Genomic DNA, 16,227 nt, shown 5'->3' with positions numbered 1-16,227 from the left:
TAAAAAAGTAATATGTGTGTCTTTTAATTGTAGTAAAATTTGTGTATAATATGACATGTAGATAACCTCTTTCTTTTGATTAGGTACTTATAGAATACTGGTTATCTACTTTTTTGTACACTTTTTTTACTTTAATATCTAAAAATAGGGTTAATGAACTTTTTTCATCAACCCTATTTATTATAGAACCAAAATAGTTTGCTAACACGATTGTTTTATATAACTAAGTGAAACAAAAGTTGATTTTCACTAACATGTTTCAATTCTACTTAGTATAGAGATGTTTTTAAGCAAAATATAAAAAGTTTAGAGATATGTAGAGTAATCATGCACATGCAAAAATACGTTAGTATGGTGCGAATGCAGAAAGGAATAAAAAGTGCTATCACTATTCCATTAGGAAATTAGTAACCTTAAAGCAAAGAGATTTTAAATTTTTAAGTAGTTTTATATTATTTGGCATGATGTATTGAGCGTATTATGTTTAGAATTGAAATATTAATACTAACGTTTAAAGATGATAATGTAGTTTATTATGTTACACTGCTTTATTATATTAATGATTAAATTTGCATAAAACTAACAAAGAAAGTGTTTACACTCTTTATGTATATGTGTTATTATATGGATAAAGGGTAGAATAAAAATTAGCTGATAATAAGATGGAATTTGATATGAAAAAAATTGGATTAATAGCTATTCTAATGATTAGTTTAGTATCTTTTGATAGTCAACAGGTTAGTGCTGCTGGATGTGGAGTATCTTATATTTATGCTACGTCTACGCCAGTTTGTCGGAATGAACATTGTGGAATTTGGGATTTGCGTGCATTAGTTCAAGAACAGTATAGAAAAAGTTTATGTGTTAGAGATGATAATTCAACATATTGGTCTTATAAGACAGATAGAGTTCATTTAAAATGTAGTTGCTAAGTCATTTTAAATAGATAGTTAACAGTGTTACATCGGCTGATTTTTATTTTATTCTGTTAAATTTTAGAAAATGGAGATTTGTATGAAAAAAATAATTATGTTAACGGTTTGTTTGCTAGTATTTATTCATTTATGTGCTTGTAGTTCAACACATACAAGTCAAAATGAAATTGAGGAAGATGTTGAACATTCGGCTCTGTATTCCACTAAACGAATAAAAAATTCTGACTACACATATAAAGAAATTAATATACCAGATTTACAAATAAAAAAAGCAGCAGGCTTGGCATCTGATAGTGAGTATTTATACGTTTCAGATGTAGAAAATGCATCAATTAATTGTTACGATAGACAGTTTAAACTGGTTAAACGTATTCAAATACCTGAATTGTCAGCACCTAGCTTATTATACAAAACGGACACAGCTTTATATGTGATAAATAAACAGACAAATACTCTAGTGGTATTATCTCATGATTTTTCAAAAGTTTTACACAGTATTGTTTTACCTCAAAAAGAATCAGGTTCACGCTATATTGATTTGGAAGTATTAAATGATTTGGTTTATATCACGTTAAATACACCTTGGTCTAACGATGCTAAAATAATTGAAGTGAATATGTTGGAAAAACAAATTAAACAATTGGATAGTGCATTTGTAGGATTTATTTATGCAGCTAAAGAACAACTGTATGCGATAAATTCGTTGGAACCCTATAAAACTAATGAAAAAACTGGGTTTCAAGGTGGACAAAATAGTTTGTTTTTACTAAGTCAATCTCAGTTAGTAAAAAAAGGAGAATTAATTAGTAAAAGTTATCCAGGAGATTTTATTTATACTAATGAATTTCTGTATGTGTATACGGCTGGTTGGTCAAGTATTGATCGATACGATAAGCAGTTTAATTATATTGATTCTATAGCTATGTTTTCAAACAGTGATATTGAATCTGTCGTTTCAGGACAGGATAATCACCTATTTTTATTAATGCCAAATGATCAAAAACTTTATGAGGTTATACGAAAATGACACAGATTTACGGCTACCGAGTTCGTGTACAAGAAAAATTAAAGCACCCTCAAATTATCATTTTAGAATTATTTTCTATAGCTATTGCCCTTTATTTTGTCATGATGTTTTTAAGTAAAGTAGATGAAACAAATAGACATCTTGCCTATTTTAATCAACAGTTAACAAATGAATATGTTGTGGTATCTGTTCCAGAGCAAAAATCAGTATCTACACCTCATACGTGGGTTAAAGAAGCAGAAGATTATCTTCTTGTAGATAAAGTATCTCATTTAGTATCTATTCTAGTGGTAGATAAGCAGTATAATCAATTTTATGACTTGACATCTTTAAAAAATGATGAGTGGCAACTTTTTATTAGTCAGCCAAATCAAATGATTTTATCACTTGATTTGGCAAGGGAATTGAATAAAAAAGTTGGAGATACAGTAGAATTTAATCAAAAAACATACATGATTTTAGGCATAACGTCAAATCCATGGCATAAGCATAAAGCGATTGTTTTAAATAAAGGGGTATTCTTACAAGTTCCACAATGGAAACAAACATGTACATTAACATTATTTTCTAAGGATAGAAATCAATTAGACGATTCAATAGCACAAATACCTTATGAAACATTATCTGATATTTTTAAAAATGAAATTATCAGTCTACAACATTTTTTAATTTTTTTAATGGCGTTTTCTTTATTATTTATTGTTATAGCAAGTTTGAATATTTTTTTAATCTTTAAAACAAATTTACAGAAAGAAAAGCCAAGTAGACAGATTAAGTGGTTATTTGGAGAAACAAAACTACAATTTATGAAACGCATATGTCTTGAATATGTGATTACAACTATCATTGCTTTTCATATTAGTGTTGTGGTGTATTTTATTTTGTTACCTTTTGTACCTAATTTTTTCTATTTTCAATTAACGTATTCTATTTATTTGAATGAATTATTATTTGTTATCATGGTAAGTTTATTGTGTTCTATATGCTTATCTTTAAAACAAGTTTGTATATCATATAATGATATGTGGAGGTAGTGAACATGTATGATTTATTTCATATTCAATTAAACATTAGAAAAAATGTGCTCTTTTATTTACTTCTACTATGTGAACTTGTTTTATGTTTGACAATGTGTTTGATTGGATTAGATGAACAAAAATCTTATTTAGAACGAGTGAGTGTTTATACTCAAGAAGAAGATAAAAAACTGTTGACTTTAACCAATCAACAGCTATTTTTACCGGGTGGAAAATTAAAAACAGATGATGAGGTAATCAAACGTAATCAAGTTATTTTTGGAAAAGTGAGTTATATTAATTATCAAAATGTAAATGGTGAGATAAAGATAATTCAATTTGTGGAAGTTACACCATCTTTTTTTGAAACCTATTTTAATATTTATCCAAAAATCAATACATATTACGCAACTGAAGCAATGATAGATCAGTTACAAGATGTGTCTAATATTTTAGGAGAAGATATTAAGATTTTAAACAATCATATCACTATCAAAAGTAAAGCGTATAGTATTGAGAAATTAACGTCACAACAAAAAAAACGAGAACGTATTGCAACGAATGTTTTTGAAGAAAATGATATTATTATTGATAAGGCTGTTTTTTATCTTAGCCATCCAAACTCTCTCGAACAAAATACCTTTTTATTTTTAAAAATACCGAATACACAAAATTTTGAAAGTATTGTGCCATATATAAATCAGCTAGTAGTTGACTCTCCAGTTTATCCAACACAATTATTAGCAGAGTTTCAAAAAGGAAGTAATCAGCTAGCTGCTTTTGTGCGTTTGTTTGGTTGGGTATCTGTCATTGCTTTAATCATTATTATGTTTGGGTTTAGTGCTACACTTATTGTTTTTATGACTAGAAGAAAACAAAATATGCGTATTCAATATATTTTTGGTGCATCACATTCTAGGTTGAAGTGTCAGATTTTTGGAGAAGTTTTATGTGTACAATTAGTTGCTCTATGTCTTAGTATGTGTATTAGCGCATGGATTGAGCCTAAGGTTTCTTCAATTTATTATATGATTACACCACATATAGAATCAGTTTTAACATTATTTAGTATTTTATTTGTCTTATCCATAGTTATTACAACATTGATAAGTTATGAAAATAAATGGACATCAGCAATGGAAAGGTAGAAACAGTATGGAAAATGTTATTCATCTGAGTAATGTGTATAAAAAAATTAGAGATGGGCAAGTTGAATTAACAATACTTGATAATTTATCCTTAACAATAAAAAGGGGAGAAATAGTATCTATCGTTGGAAAGTCTGGTGCTGGTAAGACAACATTATTAAATATTTTGTCTTTTTTAGATAGATCTTTTCAAGGTGACTATTTGTTTAATGGACAATGCGTAACTCAATTTCATGATAAAGCATATTTCAAAGCAAGATTAGAGATGATAGGGAATATTTTTCAACAATATCAGCTTATCCCGGATTTAAATGTTATTCAAAATGTGGAACTGCCTTTAGGATATAGAGGAATTGGAAGAAATAAAAGAAAGCAGTTAGCTGAAGAAGCAATTGCTTTAGTAGGATTAAAAGGAAGAGAAAAAACTCCTGTCCATAGATTATCTGGTGGTGAGCAACAACGTGTGGCGATTGCTAGAGGAATTGTTTTTTCACCAAATATTTTATTAGCAGATGAACCAACAGGCAATTTAGATGAGGTAACAAGTAGAGCAATTATGGATTTATTAGTTTTCCTTAATCAAGAAAAACAGATGACTATATTGATTGTAACACATGATGATGAAGTGGCTAAAAGATGCCATAGAGTATTACGATTAGAAAAGGGGAAAGTATATGATGAAACACAAAAAATGAATTATTAGTATGATAAGTAGTTTGGTATTGTTACTAGGGATAATATTTATTTTTTTTAAATTATCTCCTCAATCGGAATATCAACAACACGTTAAATCGTTTATCAAAATTGATGCAGGGGAGTCTGAAGAAAAATTTTTGGGTTCAAAAGATATTGTGCTGTATATAGGTAGAGAAACATGTCCGTATTGTGTACAGTTTGTTCCTATATTGAACGAAGTATCAGCTAAATATCATGTTCCTATTTATTATTTAGATACGAGCAATTATGAAAAGGATAAATCATTACAAGATTTTTTAAAGAAACATAACGTTTCAGGAGTACCTACATTAATGATTTATTCTAAAGGTCAATTAAGTTTTCCAGATATACCAGATTCATCAGATGATTTGGAAAAGTTATTTAAAAGTTATGGGTATCAAAAATAAAACAGTTAAAAAATATTCATTTTTCAAACTTTTGATATGATGATGTAGGAAAGCAGTTTAAACGAGCAGATTTAAGCGTGCTATTTGACATAGGTTATCACAATTTTTACTTTGATAATTTGTCTTTCACTACGTGAATCAAACAAATAAAAATTGTTCATCATGTGTTCTGACTGCCAATAGGTGTGCCTACTTTAGTAACGGTGTATTGAAATATGAAAAATGGTAAAAATAATAAGTAGTTTAATTTTAGTATTACATAGCCTATTTTTGACCAATATCCATTGTAACGAATGATACCTAGTCAGACAATAGTGAAAGATATTAGATAATTGTACATCATGACTCCTTTTTAGTAGGGTCATGATGTGTTTTATACTGGATAGATTGTTATTTTATTTGTATGTATCACAAAAGAATAGAGATATCACACAAATTATGGTAAAATGAAAAAGACTAATTTTAGTATAATATGAGAAAAGGAAGTTAGTATATGACAAAAGGATTAACTGTTCAAGATATTATTTTAACATTACAAAATTACTGGTCAAATCAAGGGTGTTTATTAATGCAAGCCTATGATACTGAAAAAGGTGCTGGTACAATGAGTCCATATACTTTTTTAAGAGCAATTGGACCAGAACCTTGGAATGCCGCTTATGTCGAGCCTAGTCGTCGTCCGGCTGATGGAAGATACGGAGATAATCCTAATCGTTTATTTCAACATCATCAGTTCCAAGTCGTGATGAAACCATCACCGGATAATATCCAGGAATTATATTTAGAAAGTTTACGTGCCTTAGGTATTAATCCTTTAGAACATGATATTCGATTTGTTGAAGATAACTGGGAAAATCCATCTTTAGGGTGTGCAGGACTAGGTTGGGAAGTGTGGCTTGATGGTATGGAAGTGACTCAATTTACATATTTTCAACAAGTCGGTGGGCTAGAGTGTAAACCAGTTACTGCTGAATTAACGTATGGTTTAGAGAGATTAGCATCGTATATCCAAAATGTAAATAGTGTTTACGATTTACAATGGACAGATACGGTAAAATACGGTGAAATTTTTATTCAGCCAGAATTTGAACATTCTACTTACGCTTTTGAAACAAGTAATGCAGATATGCTAAAAACATTATTTGACTATTATGAACAAGAAGCAACACAACAAATGGAAAAACATTTAGTTCATCCAGCGTATGATTATGTCTTGAAGTGTAGTCATACATTTAATTTAATGGACGCTAGAGGTGTTATTTCTGTGACAGATAGAGCAGGGTATTTAGCAAGAATACGTCATCTAGCTAGAAGTGTAGCTAAAGCCTTTGTTCAAGCACGTCGAGAGTTAGGATACCCTTTATTGAGTAGACAAGAAGCAGAAGAGTTATTAAAGGAGGCTGAATAGGAAAATGGGGAAAGATCTTTTATTAGAGATTGGATTAGAAGAAATTCCAGCAAAATATGTCCGTTCTAGCAGTAACCAGTTAAAAGAAAGAGTAAGCCAATTTTTGCGTGACAATCGGATTTCATTCGAAGATGTTTTTGCTTATTCCACACCTAGACGTTTAGCAGTTCATGTTAAACAAGTTAGTGATACACAAGAAGAACAAATAGAGATTTTCAAAGGACCGTCTAAAAAAATTGCACTAGATGAGCAAGGGAATTGGACAAAAGCAATTGAAGGTTTTGTGCGTGGGAAAGGCTTAAGCCTTGAAGATGTATATTGGGAAACTATTAAAGGAGAAGAATACGCTCATGTTAAAAAACATAATGTTGGTCAAACAACAAAAAGTATTTTACCTCAATTAAAGCAAGTCATTTTAGAGATGACGTTTCCTGTATCTATGACGTGGAGTAATCATTCTCTACAGTATATTAGACCAATTCATTGGATTGTTGCTTTATACGCTAAAGATGTTATTCCATTTGACATTTTAAATGTTACAACTGGACGTTTATCAAAAGGGCATCGTTTTTTAGGTCAAGATGTTCTCATTAATGCTCCTGAAGATTATGTTAGTGCATTAGAACAAGAACATGTTCTTGTTGACCAAGATGTGCGTAAAAAACTTATTGTATCTCAAATTCAAGCATTAGCTAAAGAAAATCAATGGATTGTTGATATTGATGAAGAATTATTAGAAGAAGTTGTTAGCATTGTTGAGTATCCAACTGCTTTCTTTGGTCAGTTTGATGAAAAGTATTTAGTTGTTCCAGACGAAGTTTTAGTGACGACTATGAAAGAACATCAACGCTATTTCTATGTTAAAGACTCAACTCACAAATTGTTGCCATATTTTATTTCTGTGCGTAATGGGAATAGTCAATTTATTGACAATGTGATTAAAGGCAATGAAAAAGTGTTAGTTGCACGTTTAGAAGATGCACTATTCTTTACAAAAGAAGATGAAAAATTGACTATTGAGGAATTAGTTGCTAAATTAAATCATGTTAATTTTCACGTTAATATTGGATCTATTGCTGATAAAATGGCAAATGTTGGTAAAATTGTTAACATTTTGGGTGAAGTGTTAAATGAAGATGTAAGCCAAGCCTATCAAGCTAGTGAAATATATAAATTTGATTTGGTGACAAACATGGTTGGAGAGTTTCCTGAATTGCAAGGAATTATTGGCGAGAAATATGCGTTGAAAAAAGGAATTAATGCTGATATTGCTAGAGCTATTAAAGAACATTATATGCCTTTGTCTAGTACGAGTGAATTGCCAAATAGTTTAACAGGATCAATTTTAGCTTTAGCTGATAAAATTGATACATTAATTAGTTTCTTTAAGATTAATGTTATTCCAAGTGGTTCGAATGATCCGTATGCCTTAAGACGTACAGCAATTGGTATTGTGAGATTATTGGAGGCAAATCAGTGGGCATTTGATATTGATGAATTGTTTAGTTTATTATTAAATGATGTGTATCAAGTTCCTTATGATGAGCAACAAGAAATACTAACACATCTTCATACATTTATGGATGCACGTGTTCGCCAGTTGTTGCAATCAGAAAATATTCGTCATGATCTCATTCAAGCAGTTTTAGAGATTGATGTTTTTTCAATTCCGTTTATCATGGAAAATGCACGTGAATTACAATTACATGCCAAAGATAATACATTCAAAGAAACCATTGAAGCACTTAGCCGAGTCATTAATTTATATGACAAGTCTCTTGATATGGCATTTGAGATTAAAGATTTTGATGAAAAGTTAGCACAAACGAACAGTGAATTAGCGCTAAATCAAGCATTGGATACTATTGAATGTGTGGAATATCAAACATTTGCAACTTTAGCTCCATTAATTAATGCTTTCTTTGCAGAAAATATGGTATTTGTGGATGATGAACTGATTAGAAATAATCGTTTATGTTTAATTTCCGATTGTGCTGAATTAATTTTATATTATATGGATCCAACTAAGATTGTAAGATAAGGAAAAAAGTTATGTATGAATATATTGTCGGATTACTTGTAGAAATTCAACCAACATATATTGTTGTTGAAACAAATGGCATTGGCTATTTAATTTATGTAGCAAATCCATTCTCCTATACACAACAAATCCAACAAACAATTAAATTATTTTGTTACGATGCTGTCCGTGAAGAATCAATTACCCTATATGGCTTTAAATCATCAGAGGAAAAGCAATTGTTTCTAAAATTAATTAGTGTTTCTGGGATTGGACCTAAAAGTGCATTATCCATTTTAGCTAGTCAAGATCATCAAGGGTTAATTCAAGCTATAGAAAATGATAATGTCAACTACTTGACAAAATTTCCGGGTGTAGGAAAAAAAACTGCTGGTCAACTTATTTTGGATTTAAAAGGAAAATTAGATGTAACGTATGCACACTCTCCTAAAGAAGCCACCTATACATCAGTAGATGAAGAAGTAAAACAAGCTTTATTAGGTTTAGGATACTCTGTCAAAGAAATTCAAAAAGTATTACCGTTATTAGAAAAAGAAACATTTACAGACACAGCAAGTGCGTTAAGTCGAGCTTTTCAATATTTATTGAAAACAAAATAGTTGTGTACTGAAGAAGTTGGACTTATGAATAAATTTCTAATATGCTGATATAACCGCTTAAAATTGTTAGTTGTTAAAACACAATAATAGATATACTGCAATTTATATTGATAAAATATAAAATATAGCTCTAATATTTTGGAGAGATTAATTGTTAAAATCATGAATAATACTTATCAGTATCAAGCCACGGTACATTTTAACTAAATATGATATATATTATGTCAATAGTTAGAAAATAGTAAATAAAACTAAATTTTTAGAATGGTTTTAAATTAAGGTATATAAGTGTCTAATCCAAAAGCATGTTCTTTAACATGATGTGGCTATGTCACTTGGTTATATAAAAATAGTGATAACTGGTCATTTTTTCATAAGAAAAATAATCGTGTTGGCGAACTTTTTGTTCGCTAGCACGATTTATTGTACATACAGTTTATTTAGGGGAGATAATTAGCTCAATAAAATAAAAGATTAAATGATTTTATGCGTAGGTATTTAATGTAACAATAACTGATTAGGTGTAGGAGTATGCTTAGGTTCATGTCATTAAGTTACAATTGATGTATTTTAGTACGAGGTTTAATGAACTATATATGAGATATTTTTTTATCTTATTAAAATTAATTAAGCAAAAAAGACAATAATATTAAAGTTATCATATATTAGTAAAATATATTATTCGTATAAATTAAGGAATCCATGTGTGAGAAACAATTTTTTATAAGTATCGTAAAGAATTTTCTAGTTTTTTTTGCTAATCTCATAAGAGATGTGTATAATGAATATAGTACTTTATATTTAAAAAGTAAGCATATTAAAAGTAGTAATTTAGGAGAATGTATGACAAGAAAAGTGTATTTAAACCATGACGGTGGAGTAGATGATTTAATTTCATTATACTTATTATTGAAAATGGAAGATGTTGAAGTAGTTGGTGTAGGAGTTATCGAAGCAGATTGCTATTTACAGCCAGCTGTTGAAGCAAGTAAAAAGATTATTCAAAAATTTGGGAGTAAAAAAGATCAACATATACGTGTAGCCTCTTCGGATTCAAGAGCGGTACACCCATTTCCTAAAGAATGGCGCATGCATGCCTTTATGGTAGACGCTTTACCTATTTTAAATGAAATAAAGCCTATTCATGTACAAGACTCCCCTTATAAAGCGCATGAAGATTTAGTGCATGTGCTACATCAACAAAACGATCCAATAGATTTAATTTTTGTAGGGCCATTAACAGATTTGGCTAGAGCATTAGAATTAGATCAGTCAATTGAAACAAAAATTAACAAACTTTATTGGATGGGAGGGACTTTCTTAGAGCATGGGAATATTGAAGAACCGGAGCATGACGGTACGGCAGAATGGAATGTATTTTGGGATCCTTTTGCAGCTAAACGTGTATGGGAATCTTCTATTTCTATTGAATTAGTTGCACTAGAAAGTACCAATAAAGTACCATTGACTTTAGACGTTCGTGATATGTGGGCAAAACAACGTTGTTATGAAGGTGTAGACTTTTTGGGGCAAAGTTATGCATTAGTTCCACCATTATCTCATTTTGTCACAAATTCAACATATTTTTTATGGGACGTTTTAACAACGGCCTCATTTGGTAAAGAAAATTTAGTGAAACGTGAAGTGGTATATTGTGATGTTATAACACAGGGAGCAAGTCAAGGAAGAACCGTTAAAGTGGAAAATGGTAGACCAGTTCATTTAGTATACCATGTTGAGCGTGATGAATTTTTTGATTATATTACAGAATTAGCAAAAAGGTAGGTGATTGTATGCATTTATCTGTACTCATTCCTTGTTACAACGAGGAGAAAGTACTGAAAACAACGTATCAAGAAATTATTAAAAATATTCCAAAACATTGCACATACGAATTATTATTTATTGATGATGGAAGTAAAGATAAAACTGCAGAAATATTAAAAACATTAGCACATGAAGATTGCCATGTTAAATACATTATATTTAGCCGGAATTTTGGGAAAGAAAGTTCAATGCTGGCAGGTCTATCTTATGTAACAGGAGAAGCAGTTATTATTATGGATGCGGACTTACAGCATCCACCACAATTATTTGAACAAATGATAACGTATTACAAGCAAGGGTATGACCAAGTTATTGCAAGACGAACACGTACAGGTGATAAAGCACATAAAACATTTTTAGCAAGACAATACTATAAAGTAGTCAATAAATTAACTGATGTTAAAATGCAAGATGGCGTAGGGGATTTTCGATTGTTGAGCAGAAAAGCAATTCAAGCAATTTTGGCTTTACCAGAATATAATCGTTTTTCTAAAGGTTTATTTTCTTGGATTGGATTTAAGCAAAAAATTGTAGATTATGAAAACCAAGAACGTGTGGCAGGAGAAACAAAATGGTCATTGAAAAAGTTACTCAATTATGGTATTCAAGGAATTTTATCCTTTAATGATAAACCATTGCGAATTTGTTTTCAGTTAGGATTAATGTGCATTAGTGTCTCATTTATTTATATTTTATGGACTTTTTTTGAAATTTTGCTACATGGTGTGTCCGTAGGAGGATATTTTACAACAATTTCTTCGATTTTAGTTATTGGCGGGATACAGCTACTCTCTATTGGTGTATTAGGCGAATATATTGGTAAAATCTATTATGAGGTGAAAAAACGTCCCCATTTTTTAATTGATGAAAGTAATATTGACAAGGCTCAAGATAAAAATAATGAAGAGGAGAAATAAAGATTGACAGAAGAAGTATTGCATTGTATCGGATGTGGATTAGCCATTCAAACAGAAGATCCTAAGGAAAAGGGGTATACACCAAAAAGTGCGTATGAAAAAGGTGTAGCATCAAATCAATTATATTGTCAGCGTTGTTTTAAACTAAGACATTATAATCAACTAGAAAAAGTGTCTATTTCAGATAGTCAATTTTTAGCTATGTTACATGATATTGGACAAACAAAAGCATTAGTTGTTAATGTCATAGATATTTTTGATGTGTATGGATCAATGATTTCAGGATTACCACGTTTTGTGGGCAATAATCCTATTTTAATCGTTGCGAATAAAATTGATTTATTGCCTAAATCAGTAAATTTAAAACGTATACGTTATTGGCTGCAAAGACAATTAAGTTCTTATGGCATTAAGCCAATAGATATTATTATGGTAAGTGGAAAGAAAAAACAATCTATTGACGAACTGTTAGAAAAAATTGATGTTTACCGCCAAGAATGTGATGCTTATGTTGTAGGTGTTACAAATGTTGGGAAATCAACATTAATTAATAGTATTATTGCGAGCCTTGGTGGAAAACAAGACGTGATTACCACATCTCAATTTCCAGGAACAACTTTAGACAATATTCATATTCCTTTTGATAACGGGGCTTCTTTGATTGATACCCCGGGAATTATTCATCGTCATCAAATGGCACATTTTTTAGATGAGAAAGCATTAAAACTTGTTTCGCCACAAAAAGAGTTAAAACCTGTTACATTCCAATTACATGCCGAACAGACAATTTTTTTAGCAGGATTAGGACGATTTGATTATTTGGCAGGAGAAAAAAATGCAATAACATGTTATTTTAATAAAGAATTATTATTACATAGAACAAAATTAAGTAATGCCAATGCCTTTTTTGATAAACATAGAGGAGATTTATTATCCCCTACAACACAAGATGATATTGCATTATCGAGAGTAGAATTTAAAGTTGATGGTGGAGTAGATATTGTCTTTTCAGGATTAGGCTGGATTACTGTGCATCATGCAGGAAAAGTGGCAGCTTATGCTCCAAAAGGAGTAGATATTACAATTAGAGAGGCGATTATTTAATGTTAAGTACAAAACAAATTAAATTTTTAAAGAAAGAAGCACATCATCTTAAACCAATTTTCCAAATCGGTAAAGGTGGAGTGAACGAGGAGATGCTTGTACAAATTAATCAAGCATTAGAAAAACGAGAACTTATTAAAATTACCTTATTACAAAATACAATGGAAGATACAGAGCATGTGGCAAGTATTTTGACTCAGCAACTACACATTATTGTTGTTCAAATTATAGGGCATACTTTAGTGTTATATAAACAATCTAGCACACCAAAATATCGTCATATCTCTGAAAAAGTAAAAAATATATAAGGAGAGTGTGAACGATGAAAAAATTTGTGATGAATACATTGAATGGTTCAGCCATGGGAGTTGTTATTGCCTTAATTCCTATGGCTCTTTTGGGAGAATTAGTGAAGGCATTAAGCCAAATCTATTCTCCTTTAACAAGTGTGATGCAATTATTAAGTATGACAAGTTCTTTATTAGGATTAGCTATTGGAGTAAGTGTTGCATATTTCTTTAAAGCAAACGCGATAGAATCAGCATCTGTTGGTATTGCAACTATGTTAGCAGGTGGAGCAATTCAAATTGCAGAAAATAATACATTTCTCTTAAAAGGAACGGGAGATATTATTACGATGAGTGTTACTGCTGGTTTAGCCATGGGATGCTTATTAGTGATACGTCCATACGTTAAAGGATATGCCATTTTAATGACATCACCAATTAGTGTTGTTATAGCTGGAGGAATTGGACGTTTATTGTTACCATATTTTGTATATATTACTAAAACAATCGGAAACGGTATTAGTCATTTACTAACATTAGAGCAAACACTTATGTGTATCTTATTATCTATTATTTTTGCCTATTTAATTGTTTCTCCAATTTCTTCTGTTGGAATAGGTATTGCAATTAGTGTAACTGGTGTTGGTTCAGGTGCTGCAAACTTAGGAATATGTGCAGCTATGTTTGCCCTAGCAATTGCTGGACGCCGTGTCAATTCTCGTGGAATTTGTTTAGTTCATGTTATCGGTTCTCCTAAAATTTCAATGGCAAATATTATTGCTCATCCTATTCTATTTTTACCTATTGCAATTAATGCAACTGTACTAGGAATTTTAGCATCAATTTTTGCTATTCAAGGTACACCAATGAGTGCAGGTTTTGGTCTTAGTGGGTTAGTTGGTCCATTAACACATTTATCAATTACAGGATGGTCATTTATAAATACTCTTTTTACTGTTACTATTTTTGTTGTTGTACCATGCGTATTGGCGTGCTTAAATGATTATGTATTCGTCAATAAACTAAAATGGATTAAACCTGAGTATTATAGAATAGAACTATCATAATATGTGACACTATGGTAAAATAATGTATATAAGAAATTTTTATAAAAAATAGAAGAGGTGGTATACATGAAATTCGCAATAGTTGGTTGTGGTGCAATGGGTTGTCGATTTGCCTATCAGTTAAACAAAATAGGGCATAATCCTATATTGGTGGATATAAAAAATCCACACGTTGATGAAATACGTGAAAATGGATTGTTTGTCACATATAACGGAGAAAGCGATCATATCAATGCGTCATTATTGTACCCAGAAGAAATAAATGAAACAGCAGATGTTGTTATTATGTTAACTAAATCCATGCAATTAGATAGCGTGCTATCATCAATCCAAGATTTATTGCATGAAAAAACATTAGTCATCTGTCTATTAAACGGTTTAGGGCATGAACATGTGATGACAAAATATATGCCTTATCAAAATATTGTCATGGGAACAACTATCTGGACAGCTCAAATTGAATCTTTAGGCAAAGTGTTGTTACATGGAAATGGTAATTTAACCGTTCAAAATGTTGCAAATACACCAGAAGAAACAGAAAAATTAAAACAAGTTGTTGATATTTTAAATGAAGCAAAATTAAATGCGCAATATAGTGAGGATATTAGACCACTCATTTGGAAAAAAGCAGCAGTAAATTGTTGTAGTAATGCAACTACTGCATTATTAGAAACAAATTTGAACGGATTTTTAACACACCCATCAGGTGTTGAAATTGCTCGTCAAGTTACACATGAACTAGTTGAAGTGGCACGTAGTCAAAATATTCACTTAGATGCACAGGAAATTAGTGATTTTGTTATTCAAGCTTCTCTAAAAGTTGGTGAACACTATACTTCTATGTACCAAGATTTAGTCAGAAATCATAGGTTAACAGAAGTAGACTACTTGAATGGATATATTGCTAAAGTAGCTAAGGAGCATGGGATTGATGCCTCTTATAATGCATTAATTACTCAACTTATTCATATTAAAGAAACGATATTAGATGCTAAATAATATAATATGTGAGTCAAAATAGAGAAAAATTAGTGGATAAATTAACGGTATTCTAGTGATTAAAAGAAACCGATTGCTCTTGAAGTATGGATAATCAAATTCAAAAATTGCCAAATCATAACAACTATCTTTATATGGAACCAAATAAGAAAAATATGTTATGTTAAAACTGATGAGAATTTTTATAGGAATAAAGACATTAAGCATCTAGTCTTGGTAGATTTAACGTCAAGATAATGGATATTTGTAAGAGTGAGCAAAGAAAAAATAGAATAATTTATAAGAGTAAACATTGGAAGAGTATATGTTTCTAATGTAATATATTATGGATAAAGTTAAGCTATTTATAAGATTATACCATGTGAATAGAAACGTATGGCAAAAAAGAACATACCATATTAAATAGCTGAGTGTAGAACCAAACGAGCCAGTGAACTTTTTGTTCACTGGCTCGTTTGGTCATTTATATAGAAAAAACGGTATTATTTAGGCTCTTCGTCAAATTATGTTGGTAAGTAAAAATTCCAGCAAATATTAAGTTGTTTTTTCGTAATAGGGCTAATTGTTTCTTTTCGAATCGGTATGCAGTTGTCAAGGTTTATAGCGTGAGCGTGCCTTGACAATAAGCATACTGATTTGATAGACTTTTCAGCCCATATTAAGATGGTTTAAATAATTTTTCTTGCACTAAAAATACTCGAGTTCGTAAATATGTAAAATATTTAAAC

Annotated in this window: 15 protein-coding genes; all 15 read left to right on the top strand. The window is 30.5% G+C overall.

Annotated features, from left to right (window positions below; translation table 11 throughout):
• Positions 1–674 precede the first annotated feature (674 nt).
• Positions 675–932 carry a hypothetical protein gene (locus E4T68_RS06830; RefSeq protein WP_135125409.1) on the top strand — a complete coding sequence of 86 codons (258 nt, stop codon included), beginning with the start codon at positions 675–677 and terminating at the stop codon, positions 930–932.
• A gap of 82 nt (positions 933–1,014) precedes the next feature.
• On the top strand, positions 1,015–1,962 hold the full coding sequence (locus E4T68_RS06825; protein WP_135125407.1) for a hypothetical protein: 948 nt from the start codon (positions 1,015–1,017) through the stop codon (positions 1,960–1,962).
• Entirely contained in the window at positions 1,959–2,996 is a 1,038-nt protein-coding gene (locus tag E4T68_RS06820) for an FtsX-like permease family protein (RefSeq protein ID WP_135125405.1), read from the top strand. Before E4T68_RS06825 ends, E4T68_RS06820 begins: the two co-directional genes overlap by 4 nt.
• A gap of 5 nt (positions 2,997–3,001) precedes the next feature.
• Positions 3,002–4,126, top strand: coding sequence for an FtsX-like permease family protein (locus E4T68_RS06815; protein WP_135125403.1), 1,125 nt, complete (start codon positions 3,002–3,004; stop codon positions 4,124–4,126).
• Complete coding sequence (locus E4T68_RS06810) at positions 4,092–4,829, top strand: ABC transporter ATP-binding protein (RefSeq protein WP_209305061.1); 738 nt, start codon at positions 4,092–4,094, stop codon at positions 4,827–4,829. The genes E4T68_RS06815 and E4T68_RS06810 overlap by 35 nt, the downstream gene beginning before the upstream one ends.
• A 1-nt stretch (position 4,830) precedes the next feature.
• A complete protein-coding gene (locus tag E4T68_RS06805) occupies positions 4,831–5,250 on the top strand; it encodes a thioredoxin family protein (protein ID WP_135125401.1) in 420 nt (139 codons plus the stop codon).
• Between the two features lie 493 nt (positions 5,251–5,743).
• Entirely contained in the window at positions 5,744–6,658 is a 915-nt protein-coding gene (glyQ, locus tag E4T68_RS06800; RefSeq protein ID WP_135125399.1) for a glycine--tRNA ligase subunit alpha, read from the top strand.
• 4 nt (positions 6,659–6,662) lie between these two features.
• Entirely contained in the window at positions 6,663–8,699 is a 2,037-nt protein-coding gene (gene glyS, locus E4T68_RS06795; protein ID WP_135125397.1) for a glycine--tRNA ligase subunit beta, read from the top strand.
• Positions 8,700–8,710: 11 nt separating this feature from the next.
• Positions 8,711–9,298 (top strand): Holliday junction branch migration protein RuvA, encoded by a 588-nt coding sequence (gene ruvA, locus E4T68_RS06790; protein WP_135125395.1) that lies wholly within the window; start codon positions 8,711–8,713, stop codon positions 9,296–9,298.
• 843 nt (positions 9,299–10,141) lie between these two features.
• Positions 10,142–11,083, top strand: coding sequence for a nucleoside hydrolase (locus tag E4T68_RS06785; protein ID WP_135125393.1), 942 nt, complete (start codon positions 10,142–10,144; stop codon positions 11,081–11,083).
• Positions 11,084–11,091: 8 nt separating this feature from the next.
• On the top strand, positions 11,092–12,042 hold the full coding sequence (locus E4T68_RS06780) for a glycosyltransferase family 2 protein (protein WP_135125391.1): 951 nt from the start codon (positions 11,092–11,094) through the stop codon (positions 12,040–12,042).
• 3 nt (positions 12,043–12,045) lie between these two features.
• Complete coding sequence (gene yqeH, locus E4T68_RS06775) at positions 12,046–13,146, top strand: ribosome biogenesis GTPase YqeH (protein ID WP_135125390.1); 1,101 nt, start codon at positions 12,046–12,048, stop codon at positions 13,144–13,146.
• A complete protein-coding gene (yhbY, locus tag E4T68_RS06770; protein ID WP_135125388.1) occupies positions 13,146–13,454 on the top strand; it encodes a ribosome assembly RNA-binding protein YhbY in 309 nt (102 codons plus the stop codon). Before yqeH ends, yhbY begins: the two co-directional genes overlap by 1 nt.
• 14 nt (positions 13,455–13,468) lie before the next feature.
• Positions 13,469–14,500 (top strand): PTS transporter subunit IIC, encoded by a 1,032-nt coding sequence (locus tag E4T68_RS06765; RefSeq protein ID WP_135125386.1) that lies wholly within the window; start codon positions 13,469–13,471, stop codon positions 14,498–14,500.
• 66 nt (positions 14,501–14,566) lie between these two features.
• Positions 14,567–15,499, top strand: coding sequence for a ketopantoate reductase family protein (locus E4T68_RS06760; protein WP_135125384.1), 933 nt, complete (start codon positions 14,567–14,569; stop codon positions 15,497–15,499).
• Positions 15,500–16,227: the final 728 nt, after the last annotated feature.

It is taken from the genome of Granulicatella sp. WM01, from assembly GCF_004570605.1.
Taxonomy (GTDB): domain Bacteria; phylum Bacillota; class Bacilli; order Lactobacillales; family Aerococcaceae; genus WM01.
This window is presented reverse-complemented; position numbering and strand designations above follow the sequence as displayed.

Bases quoted from the DNA above. Each gene is read 5' to 3' on its own strand.
- E4T68_RS06820 (WP_135125405.1), top strand. From the start codon at position 1,959: ATGACACAGATTTACGGCTACCGAGTTCGTGTACAAGAAAAATTAAAG.
- E4T68_RS06785 (WP_135125393.1), top strand. From the start codon at position 10,142: ATGACAAGAAAAGTGTATTTAAACCATGACGGTGGAGTAGATGATTTA.
- E4T68_RS06765 (WP_135125386.1), top strand. From the start codon at position 13,469: ATGAAAAAATTTGTGATGAATACATTGAATGGTTCAGCCATGGGAGTT.
- E4T68_RS06780 (WP_135125391.1), top strand. From the start codon at position 11,092: ATGCATTTATCTGTACTCATTCCTTGTTACAACGAGGAGAAAGTACTG.
- ruvA (WP_135125395.1), top strand. From the start codon at position 8,711: ATGTATGAATATATTGTCGGATTACTTGTAGAAATTCAACCAACATAT.
- glyQ (WP_135125399.1), top strand. From the start codon at position 5,744: ATGACAAAAGGATTAACTGTTCAAGATATTATTTTAACATTACAAAAT.
- E4T68_RS06825 (WP_135125407.1), top strand. From the start codon at position 1,015: ATGAAAAAAATAATTATGTTAACGGTTTGTTTGCTAGTATTTATTCAT.
- glyS (WP_135125397.1), top strand. From the start codon at position 6,663: ATGGGGAAAGATCTTTTATTAGAGATTGGATTAGAAGAAATTCCAGCA.
- E4T68_RS06805 (WP_135125401.1), top strand. From the start codon at position 4,831: ATGATAAGTAGTTTGGTATTGTTACTAGGGATAATATTTATTTTTTTT.
- E4T68_RS06815 (WP_135125403.1), top strand. From the start codon at position 3,002: ATGTATGATTTATTTCATATTCAATTAAACATTAGAAAAAATGTGCTC.
- E4T68_RS06810 (WP_209305061.1), top strand. From the start codon at position 4,092: ATGAAAATAAATGGACATCAGCAATGGAAAGGTAGAAACAGTATGGAA.
- E4T68_RS06830 (WP_135125409.1), top strand. From the start codon at position 675: ATGAAAAAAATTGGATTAATAGCTATTCTAATGATTAGTTTAGTATCT.
- yhbY (WP_135125388.1), top strand. From the start codon at position 13,146: ATGTTAAGTACAAAACAAATTAAATTTTTAAAGAAAGAAGCACATCAT.
- E4T68_RS06760 (WP_135125384.1), top strand. From the start codon at position 14,567: ATGAAATTCGCAATAGTTGGTTGTGGTGCAATGGGTTGTCGATTTGCC.